10 protein-coding genes and 2 pseudogenes are annotated in these 11850 nt (G+C 71.6%); 8 read left to right on the top strand and 4 right to left on the bottom strand.

All coding sequences use genetic code 11. From position 1 onward, the window contains the following. Positions 1-284: pseudogene (locus tag BFF76_RS00525) on the bottom strand (DUF4388 domain-containing protein); the annotation flags it as partial. Further along, on the bottom strand, positions 281-685 hold the full coding sequence (locus tag BFF76_RS00520) for a hypothetical protein (RefSeq protein ID WP_053929152.1): 405 nt from the start codon (positions 683-685) through the stop codon (positions 281-283). The pseudogene BFF76_RS00525 and the gene BFF76_RS00520, both read right to left, overlap by 4 nt. Positions 686-920: 235 nt before the next feature. Here BFF76_RS00520 and hutU point away from each other — a divergent pair, with 235 nt between their 5' ends. From hutU to hutI, 4 genes are all read left to right on the top strand, one after another. Next, positions 921-2585 (top strand): urocanate hydratase, encoded by a 1665-nt coding sequence (gene hutU, locus BFF76_RS00515; RefSeq protein ID WP_031098760.1) that lies wholly within the window; start codon positions 921-923, stop codon positions 2583-2585. A gap of 104 nt (positions 2586-2689) precedes the next feature. Beyond that, positions 2690-3913, top strand: coding sequence for an allantoate amidohydrolase (locus tag BFF76_RS00510; RefSeq protein ID WP_031098762.1), 1224 nt, complete (start codon positions 2690-2692; stop codon positions 3911-3913). Further along, positions 3904-5274: a formimidoylglutamate deiminase gene (locus BFF76_RS00505; RefSeq protein WP_053929153.1), complete on the top strand. Its 1371-nt coding sequence runs from the start codon at positions 3904-3906 to the stop codon at positions 5272-5274. Before BFF76_RS00510 ends, BFF76_RS00505 begins: the two co-directional genes overlap by 10 nt. A 143-nt stretch (positions 5275-5417) precedes the next feature. Then, positions 5418-6599 carry an imidazolonepropionase gene (gene hutI, locus BFF76_RS00500; RefSeq protein ID WP_065846647.1) on the top strand — a complete coding sequence of 394 codons (1182 nt, stop codon included), beginning with the start codon at positions 5418-5420 and terminating at the stop codon, positions 6597-6599. Between the two features lie 84 nt (positions 6600-6683). On the opposite strand, the gene BFF76_RS00495 is transcribed toward hutI, so the two are convergent. Beyond that, positions 6684-7664 (bottom strand): RNA polymerase sigma factor SigF, encoded by a 981-nt coding sequence (locus BFF76_RS00495; RefSeq protein WP_053929155.1) that lies wholly within the window; start codon positions 7662-7664, stop codon positions 6684-6686. Between the two features lie 293 nt (positions 7665-7957). Between BFF76_RS00495 and BFF76_RS00490 the strand changes: the two genes are divergently transcribed. From BFF76_RS00490 to BFF76_RS30830, 3 genes and pseudogenes are all read left to right on the top strand, one after another. Then, the gene (locus BFF76_RS00490) at positions 7958-8326 is read left to right on the top strand and encodes an STAS domain-containing protein (protein WP_031098770.1); all 369 of its coding nucleotides are present in this window, start codon (positions 7958-7960) and stop codon (positions 8324-8326) included. 201 nt (positions 8327-8527) lie between these two features. Then, positions 8528-9016, top strand: coding sequence for an ATP-binding protein (locus BFF76_RS00485; protein ID WP_053929156.1), 489 nt, complete (start codon positions 8528-8530; stop codon positions 9014-9016). Positions 9017-9060: 44 nt separating this feature from the next. Further along, positions 9061-9934, top strand: a pseudogene (locus BFF76_RS30830) (IS5 family transposase). A gap of 21 nt (positions 9935-9955) precedes the next feature. Here the strand turns inward: BFF76_RS30830 and BFF76_RS00475 are convergent. Beyond that, entirely contained in the window at positions 9956-10921 is a 966-nt protein-coding gene (locus BFF76_RS00475; RefSeq protein WP_031098779.1) for an NAD(P)-dependent alcohol dehydrogenase, read from the bottom strand. Positions 10922-11029: 108 nt separating this feature from the next. Here BFF76_RS00475 and BFF76_RS00470 point away from each other — a divergent pair, with 108 nt between their 5' ends. Next, positions 11030-11710 (top strand): TetR/AcrR family transcriptional regulator, encoded by a 681-nt coding sequence (locus BFF76_RS00470; RefSeq protein ID WP_031098780.1) that lies wholly within the window; start codon positions 11030-11032, stop codon positions 11708-11710. Positions 11711-11850 lie beyond the last annotated feature (140 nt).

Raw genomic sequence — 11850 nt, 5'->3', positions numbered from 1 at the left:
CGGCCGCTACCTCGTGGACAGCGGCCGACCCGCTGCCCGGCGCCCGCCTGGGCGACCGCGTCCCACCAGCCCTCCGCCCGCAGGGTCCCGCCTGTGGTGAGCAGGACGTCGATTCCGGGGGTCGCGGGGCTCTCCGCGTGGACGACCTGGCCGTCGGCGAGATACAGGGTGCCCCGGTCGCGCAACAGCGCGCCGGTCGCGCGCTCCGCCGCGAGCCGCTGCAACATCGGTGAGGGCGCGGCCTGTTCGGGTAATCCGGGCCGGGCGGTGACGGAGGGGCTCATACCAGGACCAGCCGCTCCGCCATCTCGCCGAGCCGTATGCGTGCCAGGGCGAGGTTGCCTTCCGCGCGGTCCAGCCACAGATGGAGGAAGACGCTGCTGTCGAAGTCCGTCTCGACGAAGCGGATGATGTGGTAGCCGGGAGCGGTGGTGACGATGACGTCCTCGACGGCGGGGGCGGACGGCCCCGGTGCGCCGGTGGGGGCGTCCGCCTGCGCGAAGACCGGCTGTTCGGCGGCCATCCTCGCCACCTCGGCCGTCTCGGCGGCGGTGGCCTCGTGGTCGCCGTTGGGTGACTCGCCGATGGTGCCGAGCGCGAGCCCGCTGGTCCAGTCGACCACCGCGGCGCCCCGGGCACCGGGCAGCCTCATGACTTCGATCAGGCACTCGTCGATTCCGGGCAACGGGGACTCCCCTCCCGACGTGGCGTACGGATGTAATGGAGAGGCTACGCAACGTGTGTGCGCCTGGTGGGAGTTCTGGCATTTTCCACAGGTACATGCGGCGGGCCGTGTATGGGCGGCAGGCGGGTGTGCGGCAGCCGTCGGCCCCGACCGGCCCGGCCGCACCTGTTGACTAGGAGTATTCAGCCGGACAGGATGTGAATAGGAGAGTCACAGACGCGAGGAGGCATCCCCCATGTCAGGACCCCGCCCCGTACGGGCACCGCGCGGTACGGAACTGAGCGCCCTGGGATGGCAGCAGGAAGCCGCCCTCCGCATGCTGCAGAACAACCTCGACCCCGAGGTCGCCGAACACCCCGACAAGCTCGTCGTCTACGGCGGCACGGGCAAGGCCGCCCGTGACTGGCGCTCCTTCGACGCCATGGTCCGTACGCTGCGGACGCTCAAGCAGGACGAGACGATGCTGGTCCAGTCGGGGCGGCCGGTCGGCGTCATGCAGACCCACGAATGGGCGCCGCGTGTCCTGATCGCCAACTCCAACCTGGTGGGCGACTGGGCCAACTGGGAGGAGTTCCGCCGCCTGGAGGCCCTCGGGCTCACCATGTACGGGCAGATGACCGCGGGGTCCTGGATCTACATCGGGACGCAGGGCATCCTCCAGGGCACCTACGAGACCTTCGCCGCGGTCGCCGCGAAGCGGTTCGGCGGGACGCTGGCGGGGACCATCACGCTGACGGCCGGACTCGGCGGCATGGGCGGCGCCCAGCCGCTGGCCGTCACGATGAACGACGGTGTGGCCCTCTGTATCGACTGCGACCCGCGCGCCATCGAGCGCCGGATCGAGCACCGCTTCCTGGACGTACGGGCGGACTCCCTGGAACACGCGCTCCAGCTGGCCGTCGAGGCCCGCGACGCGCGGCGCCCGCTCTCCATCGGCCTGCTCGGCAACGCCGCGGAGCTGCTGCCCCGGATGCTCGCCGAGGGCGCACCCGTCGACATCGTCACCGACCAGACCAGCGCGCACGACCCGCTCGCCTATCTGCCCGTCGGCGTCGACTTCGACGACATGGCCTCCTACGCGGCCGAGAAGCCCGCCGACTTCACCCTGCGTGCCCGTGAGTCGATGGCCGCGCACGTCGAGGCGATGGTCGGCTTCATGGACGCGGGTGCCGAGGTCTTCGACTACGGAAACTCGATCCGGGGCGAGGCCCAGCTCGCCGGATACGCGCGGGCGTTCGACTTCCCCGGCTTCGTGCCCGCCTACATCCGGCCGCTCTTCTGCGAGGGCAAGGGGCCCTTCCGGTGGGCGGCGCTGTCGGGCGAGGCCTCGGACATCCACAAGACCGACAAGGCCCTGCTCGAACTCTTCCCGGAGAACGAGTCGCTGCACCGCTGGATCAGGATGGCCGGCGAGCGGGTCCACTTCCAGGGGCTGCCGGCCCGGATCTGCTGGCTCGGCTACGGCGAACGCGACCGGGCCGGTGAGCGGTTCAACGACATGGTGGCGAGCGGTGAGCTCGCCGCCCCCCTGGCCATCGGGCGTGACCACCTGGACTGCGGGTCGGTCGCCTCGCCCTACCGCGAGACCGAGGCCATGCTGGACGGCTCCGACGCGATCGCGGACTGGCCGCTGCTCAACGCCATGGTCAACGTGGCCTCGGGGGCGTCCTGGGTGTCGCTGCACCACGGAGGCGGCGTTGGCATGGGGCGCTCGATCCACGCGGGTCAGGTCACGGTCGCCGACGGGACGGCGCTCGCGGGCGAGAAGATCCGGCGGGTGCTCACGAACGACCCGGGTATGGGCGTCATCCGGCATGTCGACGCGGGCTACGACATCGCGGAGTCCGTCGCCTCGGACAAGGGCGTGCGGGTCCCGATGGCGGAGGACGAGGACCGGTGACCGGCGCGGCGGACGACGGCCCGGAGTACCGGCCCGGCACGTCCGGGCCGGGCACGCGAACGGGTGCGCCGCGCCGGCCCGCCGGGGCCGAGTCCTTCGACGCGATGTGGCGCGGACTCGAACCCCTCGGCCGCGACCCCGGGAGCGGCGGCTACCGCCGGTTCGCCTGGACCGGTGCCGACCGGGAGTGCCGTGAGTGGTTCCGCGCCCAGGCCGAGGCGCGCGGGCTCGTCCACGAGACCGACCGCAACGGCAACCAGTGGGCCTGGCTCGGCGATCCGCTTGCCGGGGATGCCGTGGTCACCGGGTCCCATCTCGACTCCGTGCCCGACGGTGGCGCCTTCGACGGCCCGCTCGGCGTGGTGTCGTCCTTCGCAGCCCTTGATGAACTCCGCCGCAGGGGAGCGGAGTTCATCAAGCCCCTCGCCATCGTCAACTTCGGGGACGAGGAAGGGGCCCGCTTCGGGCTCGCCTGCGTCGGCTCACGTCTCGCCGCCGGCCGGCTGACCGTCGAGGACGCGCACCGGCTCCGCGACGGGGACGGCGTCTCGCTGCCGCAGGCCATGGAGGCCGCGGGACACGACCCCGACGCCATCGGGCCGGATCCCGAACGCCTCGCCCGGATCGGGGCGTTCGTCGAGCTCCATGTGGAGCAGGGGCGCGCTCTCGACCTGAGCGGTGACCCGGTCGGGGTCGCCTCGGCCATCTGGCCGCACGGCCGCTGGCGGTTCGACTTCCGGGGTGAGGCCAACCACGCCGGCACCACACGGCTCGCCGACCGGCGTGACCCGATGCTCACCTATGCCGAGACCGTGCTCGCGGCACGGCGTGAGGCGGAGCTCGCCGGCGGCCTCGCGACCTTCGGCAAGATCGCCGTCGAGCCGAACGGGGTCAACGCCATCCCCTCCCTCGTGCGGGGCTGGCTCGACTCACGGGCACCCGACCAGGCCACGCTCGACGCCGTCGTGAGCGGTGTCGAGCGGGCCGCGCGGGAGCACGCCGAACGGGCCGGGATCGATCTCGACGTCGTACGCGAGTCGTTCACCCCCGTGGTGGACTTCCAGCACGCGCTGCGCGACGAGATCCGCCGGATGCTGGAGGAGCGGGGGCGTGACGGCGCCGGCGGGGCAACGCGCACCGTGCCCGTGCTCGGCACCGGGGCAGGGCATGATGCGGGTATTTTGTCCGCTTCCGTGCCGACCGCCATGCTGTTCGTACGGAACCCCACCGGGATCTCGCACTCACCCGCCGAGCACGCCGCGGAGGACGACTGCGTGGCCGGGGTGAGGGCACTCGCCGACGTACTGGAAGGTCTCGCGTGCAGCTGACAACGCAACCGACGGGCACACCGGTCACCGCGACGTACTGGATGTCGCACGCCTGGCTCGGCACCCATGTCGAGCCGGGCGTCCTGCTGGACGTGGCCGGCGGGCGCGTCGCCGGGGTCCGGACGGGCGTCGACGCGCCGCCGCCCGGTGCCACCGCGCTGCACGGGCTGACCGTCCCCGGACTGGCCAACACCCACTCGCACGCCTTCCACCGCGCGCTGCGCTCCACCGTCCAGGTGGGCTCCGGCACCTTCTGGACATGGCGCGAGCTGATGTACCGGACGGCCTCCCGCCTCACCCCCGACACCTATTACGACCTGGCCCGCGCCACGTACGCCGAGATGGCGCTGGCCGGGATCACGGCGGTGGGCGAATTCCACTACCTCCACCACGCGCCCGGCGGCACGCCCTACGACGACCCGAACGCCATGGGCGAGGCACTCATCGCCGCCGCGGCCGAGGCCGGTATCCGCATCACCCTGCTCGACACCGCCTATCTCGCCGCCGGATTCGGGGAGGAGCCGAGCAGGCACCAGCTGCGCTTCTCCGACACCACCGCCGACGCCTGGGCCGAGCGTGCCTCCCTCCTCAAGGGCGACGACGACCTGGTGGTGATCGGCGCCGCGATCCATTCCGTACGCGCCGTCCCGGCCGGGCAGCTGTCCACCGTCGCGCGGTGGGCCCAGGAGCGGGCCGTCCCGCTCCACGTCCACCTCTCCGAGCAGACCGCGGAGAACGACGCATGCCTCGCCGCCCACGGCCGCACGCCCGCCCGGCTCCTCGCAGACCACGGGGTCCTCGGCCCGCAGACCACCGGCATCCACAACACGCACCTCACGGCGGAGGACATCCTGCTGCTGGGCTCCTCCCGGACGGGTACCTGCATGTGCCCCACCACCGAACGCGACCTAGCCGACGGCATCGGGCCCGCCACCGCGCTCCAGGGCGCGGGCTCCCCCCTCTCGCTGGGCAGTGACAGCCACGCCGTGATCGACCTGTTCGAGGAGGCCCGGGCGATGGAGCTCAACGAACGCCTGCGCACACATGTGCGCGGTCACTGGACGGCGGGGGCCCTGCTCAGGGCCGCTTCCGCCCAGGGGCATGCCGCGCTCGGCCGACCGGACGCGGGCGTGCTCGAACCGGGAGCGCCCGCCGATCTCGCCACCGTCGCGCTGGACTCGGTCAGAACGGCGGGGCCGGTGCCCCGGCTGGCAGCCGAAGCGGCCGTATTCGCCGCCACCGCCGCCGATGTACGGCACACCGTGGTGGCGGGGCGGCACATCGTGCGGGACGGCCGGCACACGCGGATCGACGACGTCCCCGGAGCGCTCGCCTCGGCCGTCGCAGCCCTGCACGACTGAACGGCCGGCCCGGGCCCGCGCCGGAAACCTGCTTCCGGCGGTGGCCCGGGCCGGCGCCGTAAGAACAGCCCGCGCCCGACGAACGGCCCCCGCCGACACCCCCGGCAGTCCAGCCGGGCCAACCCGACGAAAGCTGTGCCCGGATGACGACCACCGCCACGACCGCCATCACCCACATCGCGAACCTGGTCACCAACGACCCCTCCCTCGGCGACGGGACCCCACTGGGCCTGATCCGGGACGCGGCCGTCGTCATCGAGGGCGACCGCATCGCGTGGACCGGTGAAGCCGGCAGAGCACCCGCCACCGACTACGCCTTCGACGCGGGCGGCCGCGCCGTGATTCCCGGCTTCGTGGACTCCCACTCCCACCTGGTGTTCGCGGGCGACCGCACCGCCGAGTTCAACGCCCGCATGTCCGGCCGCTCCTACTCCGCGGGCGGTATCCGCACGACCGTGGCCGCCACCCGCGCCGCCTCCGACGAGGAGCTCTCCGCGAACGTCGCGCGCTACCTGGCCGAGGCACTCCGGCAGGGCACCACCACCTTCGAGACCAAGTCCGGCTACGGCCTCACCGTCGAGGACGAGGCACGGTCCGTGCGCATCGCCGCCCGCCACACCGACGAGGTCACCTTCCTCGGCGCCCACATCGTGTCCCCCGACCACGCCGACGACCCGTCCGCCTACGTGGACCTCGTCACCGGGCCGATGCTCGACGCCTGTGCCCCGTACGCCCGTTGGATCGACGTGTTCTGCGAGCGGGGCGCCTTCGACGAGGACCAGGCGCGCACGATCCTCACCGCGGGCCTGGCCAGGGGCCTGCACCCCCGCGTCCACGCCAACCAGCTCGGCCACGGCCCCGGTGTCCGGCTCGCCGTCGAGCTCGACGCCGCGTCCGCCGACCACTGCACCCACCTCGACGACGCCGACCTAGACGCGCTCGGTCAGGGCCGCACCGTCGCCACCCTCCTCCCCGGCGCGGAGTTCTCCACCCGCGCGAAGTGGCCCGACGCACGCCGCCTGCTCGGCGCGGGCGCCACCGTGGCGCTGTCCACGGACTGCAACCCGGGGTCCTCGTTCACCTCCTCCATGCCGTTCTGCATCGCCCTCGCCGTACGGGACATGGGCATGACGCCCGACGAAGCGGTGTGGTCCGCCACCGCCGGAGGCGCCGCCGCGCTGCGCCGCACCGACATCGGCCGCATCACCCCCGGCGCCCGCGCCGACCTCGTGGTCCTCGACGCGCCGAGCCACGTCCACCTCGCCTACCGGCCGGGAGTTCCGCTGGCCGGCGGGGTGTGGCGGGGCGGGAGGAGAGCCGTGTGACAGGCCGACAACGCGGAAGGACCCGCCCGTCAGCCGGGGCAGGTCCTTCCGCGAGGGGGCACCGGGAGTGCCGGTGACGCCGGATCACTCCTCCACGGTCAGGCCCTTCCTGAGCTTGACCAGAGTCCGGGAGAGCAGCCGGGACACGTGCATCTGCGAGATGCCGAGCTCCTCACCGATCTCCGACTGCGTCATGTTGGAGACGAACCGCATGGAGAGGATCGTGCGGTCACGCAGGGGGAGCGAGGCGATGAGCGGCTTGAGGGACTCGACGTACTCGATGCCCTCGATGCCGTGGTCCTCGTAGCCGAGGCGGTCCGCGAGGGCGGCCTCGCCGCCGTCGCCGTGGTCCTCGGGCTTGGCGTCCAGCGAGCTCGCGGTGTACGCGTTGCTCGCGGCCATGCCCTCGACGACCTCGTCCCTGCTCAGGCCGAGGCGCTCGGCGAGTTCGGCGGCCGTGGGCGCGCGGTCCAGCTTCTGGGCCAGCTCGTCGCCCGCCTTGGCGAGGTCCAGCCGCAGTTCCTGAAGCCTGCGCGGGACGCGGACGGACCAGCTGGTGTCACGGAAGAAGCGCTTGATCTCGCCGACGATGGTGGGCATCGCGAACGTCGGGAACTCCACGCCCCGGCTGAGTTCGAAGCGGTCGATCGCCTTGATCAGGCCGATGGTGCCGACCTGGACGATGTCCTCCATGGGCTCGCTGCGGGAGCGGAACCGGGCGGCGGCGAACTTGACCAGGGCCAGATTGAGCTCGACGAGTGTGTTGCGGACGTACGCGTACTCGTGGGTTCCCTCGTCGAGGGCTTCGAGCCGCGCGAAGAGCGTCTTCGACAGGGCCCTCGCGTCCAGCGCGCCGACCTCGGCGTAGGGCGGGATCTCGGGAAGTCCTTCGAGACCCTCGAACTCCTCACCAGGAAGGTGGTCGTCGGTGGTGGTGCAGGTGGTGCTGGTGCTGGCGCGCGGGCCTGGTACGGCGGTCGCGGCAGCGGAGCCGGAATCGGTCGGTCCCTGAGGACATGCCGACGTCGCGATGTGGGTACGCGATACGTCGAGCCGGGGTGACATGGTTCTCCTCCATCGTTCTCGGCATATGGCTGCCGATGCCCATACGTGTTCCTGCGGTGAAGCGGCGCCTCCGAAGCCGATCGAAATTCCTGGTGCAGATGTCCTCTCTACCCTTACCCGCTTCCAGCCACGAGTTACAAGCGCCAAATCAGCCTGTATGTCCGCTTTGTGGAGTTCTCCGACTACCGTGTGGCGAGGGAAACGCGTAATGTTTTACGCACGTCGGGGGTAGCCACGATGAAGCCGCGCACACCAGGGGCGCGGGCAGTGACGGACGGCGAAGAGGAACGGGCATGGACCGCGGGACGGTCGGCAGCGCGAACCGGGGTCGGCTTCAGGTCGATGTCCGGAGCGAGGGCCGCAGTGAAGTCGTGACGCCGGTGGGTGAGCTCGATCACCACACCGCCGATCTGCTGCGGGAGCCTCTCGAGAGCGCTGTCGAGGAAGGGCGTACACGCCTGGTGGTCGACTGCTCGCGCCTCGACTTCTGTGATTCCACCGGACTCAACGTGCTGCTCGGCGCGCGACTGAAGGCCGAGGCCGCCGGCGGTGGGGTCCACCTCGCCGGAATGCAGCCCGTGGTGGCGCGCGTCTTCGAGATCACGGGTGCGGAGGCGGTCTTCACCGTCCACGCCTCGCTCGAAGAGGCCCTGAGCGACTGACAGCGGCGTCTGCCGTGCCTGTCCGAAGCCTCGGGGGCGCGGCTATCGCTCGAATCACGCTCATGGCGTGCACGAAGTGGGTGTCGTCACCGATCGGCCGGGCAGAAGACACCCCGTCGAGGTCGTGAAGTCCTCACACTCTGTATCTGATCAATATCTGTTCGATGGCAACACACGGTGAATCGGTGAGGTGAAGCGCTGATGAGCACCACCCGGCATCCGCCGGGCGACCTCGGCCGCGAGCCGGACGGCACGGGCCACGCCCCTGCCGTGCCCGCTGACCGGCAGTGGCGCACGCTCTCGCTGAGAGAGGCCACCGGCATCGTGCCGACGGCCCGCGACTTCGCCCGTCAGGCGCTCCACGACTGGGGCTGGCTGCCCGCGTCGGGCGCCGACCGGCGGGCTGCCGCCGAGGACGTACTGCTGGTCGTCTCCGAGCTCGTGACGAACGCCTGTCTGCACGCGGACGGTCCCGAGGAACTCCGCATGGCCCGCCTGCCCAAGAAGATCAGGGTCGAGGTCGTCGACGGCGGTGCGGGGCAGCCGGCACCGCGCACCCCGCACCGCGCGGGGCGCCCCGGCGGACACGGCATGTTCATCGTGCAGCGGCTCTGCCTGGACTGGGGCGTGTCGCGTACGCCTGAGCAGCCGGGCAAGACCGTCTGGGCGGAACTCGCGGCGCCCGCCTAGGGTCTGTTGCGAAAGTGGATCTTGGTCGTGGATGATCACGCCCTGTGGAGCGTGGTGATCTGACGAATGGACAGTGGGCCCGGCTTGAGCCGTTGTTGCCGCAGGGCATCAAGCCGGGCCGTCCGCCGGTGTGGACGCGACGGCAGCTGATAGACGGCATTCGGTGGCGGACCCGTACCGGTGCTCCCTGGCGTGATGTGCCGGAACGCTACGGGCCCTGGGAGCGGGTCTACGACCTGTTCCGGCGCTGGCAGCGCGATGGCACCTGGGCCAGTTCGTCACTCAGCTCCAAGCTCAGGCGGACGCGAAGGGCCTGATCACCTGGGACGTGAATATCGACTCCACCGTCTGCCGGGCCCACCAGCACGCCGCCGGGGCCTCGAAAAAGGGGATCTGCAAAAGGAACCGCCCGGCGGCATTGCCGTTGAGCCGGCCGACCATGGTCTCGGACGTTCCCGAGGCGGCCTGACCACCAAGATCCACCTTGCCGTCGAGCAGGGGCAGAAGCCGCTGAGCGTCGTGATCACAGCCGGCCAGCGGGGTGACTCGCCGCAATTCGATCCGGTCCTGGAAGCCATCCGGGTACCTCGCCTTGGTCCGGGCAGGCCCCGCAGGCGGCCGGACCGGGTGCGGGCCGACAAAGCGTACGACTCCCGCCGCAACCGGGCCTACCTGCGCAGACGCGGGATCAAGGCGACCATCCCGGTCCCCGCCGACCGCGTCCGCAACCGCCAGAAGCTCGGTGCCCGAGGCGGTCGGCCGCCGAAGTCCGACAAAACCGACTACCGCGAGCGGCATGCCGTCGAGTGCGGGATCAACCGCCTCAAGCGCCACCGGGCCGTGGCCACGAGATACGACAAGCTCGCCGTCCGCTACGAGGCGACCGTGTTGGTTGCAGTCCTCAACGAGTGGCTGTGACCAGCACCTTCCCAACAAACTTTAGTCGACCCTGACCACGTACTTGCCCCGCACACCGCCCGCCTCCAGCGCCCGGTGTGCGGCCGCTGTCTCTTTCAGCGGGAAGACCGTGTCCACCGCCGGCCGCAGCCTCCCCTCTGTCACCTGGCGGGCGAGGTCGTCGAAGAGCGCACGTTCGGGGTTGCCGCTGAAGAAGCGCACCCGGCCGCGTCCGTGGACGGCGCTGGCCGCGATATAGCCCAGCGAGGCGGCGGGCCGCGTCAGGTCGAAGGCGATGGTGACCATGCGTCCGCCCGGCTTCAGCATCCGCCGCACGGTACGCAGGTCGCGGCCCGCCGTGTCGAGCACCACGTCGAACAGTCCCAGTTCCGCAGGAGACACGGTCCGGTGGTCGACGGCGTGGTGGGCACCGAGCGTACGGACGAAGTCGAGGTTGGCAGCGCGGGCCAGGGCCGTGACCTCGGCACCGTACGCCTGTCCCAGCTGGACGGCGGCGTTGCCGACGCCGCCCGCCGCGCCCCGTACAAGCAGCCGTTCGCCGGGGCGCAGTGCGGCCTTGTCGCGGAGGGCCGTGACGGCAGTGGTGGCCACCGGCAGCGCGGCAGCGGCCACGAGGTCCAGCCCGTCCGGGACCAGGCCGAGCCGCTCGGGCCGTACCGTCACGTACTCGGCAGCGCTGCCGAATCCGGAGCCGCGGCCCAGGACGCCCCACACCTGGTCGCCGACCGCTACGCCGGTCGCGCCGGTGCCGAGTGCGGCGATCTCGCCAGTGAAGTCCAGCCCGACGCGCTGCGGGAACTTCCGGCCGGTGACGAGGCGGACCCGACCGGAACGGACCGCCAGTTCGCCGCCGTTCACGCTGAACGCGCGCACGCGCACGAGGACCTCGCCGGGTGCCGGTCCGGGACGTGGCACCCGGCCCACATACAGCACCTCGGGGCCGCCGAAGCGGTCGAACAGTACGGCTTTCATCGTGCGGTCGTTCATCGTTGCGCTCTCACCTTCGCCACCAGTGGCCCTGTGGGGGATCGTGGCGCCGAGCGTAGGCTGGCAAACGGACGAGATCGTCCACTTGACCGGAGGTGAGAGACAGCGGTGGGGGAATCCTCTCGGATCGCGGGGCAGGACGGTCTGCGCGCGGACGCCCGGCGAAACCGGCGGCGCATCCTCTCGGCTGCCCGCCTGGTTTTCGCCGAGCACGGCATCGACGCGCCCATGGCGACCGTGGCCCGACGGGCGGGGGTGGGCGTGGCGACGCTGTACCGGCGTTTCCCGACGCGGGACGCCCTGGTGCGGGCCGCGTTCGCGCACCAGATGGACACCTGCGCTCGGGCGCTCACCGAGGCGCTGGCCGACCCCGATCCGTGGCAGGGCTTCCAGCAACTGGTCGAGACGGTCTGCGAACTGCAACGGGAGGAACGGGGCTTCCCGGCGGCGTTCGTCGCGGCCTATCCGGACAGCACGCGAGAACACGCGAGGTTCGGGGAACAGGTCGAGCGGGACTTCATTACCCTGGTCCGCAGGGCGCAGGCGGCGGGCGCGCTGCGGGCCGACTTACACCCCTCCGACCTTGCCGTGGCCCTGTTGGCGCACTGCGGTCTCGTCACCGCGCTGCCGGGTGACCGTGCGGCGTCCCGGCGTCTGGTGGCGTTCTTGCTCCAGTCGTTCCGCGCCGAGGCGGCCCACGGAGCGCTGCCGGCGCCGAGCGCACTGTCGCTGCGCAGTCTTCCGCTCGCAGCCCACGGCTCCCAGGGACAGCGGTCCTCCGGAACCTGATACGAAGCGGCGCCTGCCGCGTGGCCGCCCTTCGGGCGACCGCGCCACTTTCGCAACAGGCCCTAGCCCTCGGCTCCGCACCGTCGGGCCGGCCCCGGCGACCCGCGCCTTGCACGCGTACGAATGTGGCCCCCGCACCG

Source organism: Streptomyces mutomycini (genome assembly GCF_001700505.1).
In the GTDB taxonomy this organism is placed as follows: Bacteria; Actinomycetota; Actinomycetes; order Streptomycetales; family Streptomycetaceae; genus Streptomyces; species Streptomyces mutomycini.
This window is presented reverse-complemented; position numbering and strand designations above follow the sequence as displayed.

Coding starts and splice junctions, on each gene's coding strand:
- hutU (WP_031098760.1), top strand. CDS start 921: ATGTCAGGACCCCGCCCCGTACGGGCACCGCGCGGTACGGAACTGAGC.
- BFF76_RS00510 (WP_031098762.1), top strand. CDS start 2,690: ATGTGGCGCGGACTCGAACCCCTCGGCCGCGACCCCGGGAGCGGCGGC.
- hutI (WP_065846647.1), top strand. CDS start 5,418: ATGACGACCACCGCCACGACCGCCATCACCCACATCGCGAACCTGGTC.
- BFF76_RS00495 (WP_053929155.1), bottom strand. CDS start 7,664: ATGTCACCCCGGCTCGACGTATCGCGTACCCACATCGCGACGTCGGCA.
- BFF76_RS00490 (WP_031098770.1), top strand. CDS start 7,958: ATGGACCGCGGGACGGTCGGCAGCGCGAACCGGGGTCGGCTTCAGGTC.
- BFF76_RS00485 (WP_053929156.1), top strand. CDS start 8,528: ATGAGCACCACCCGGCATCCGCCGGGCGACCTCGGCCGCGAGCCGGAC.
- BFF76_RS00475 (WP_031098779.1), bottom strand. CDS start 10,921: ATGAACGACCGCACGATGAAAGCCGTACTGTTCGACCGCTTCGGCGGC.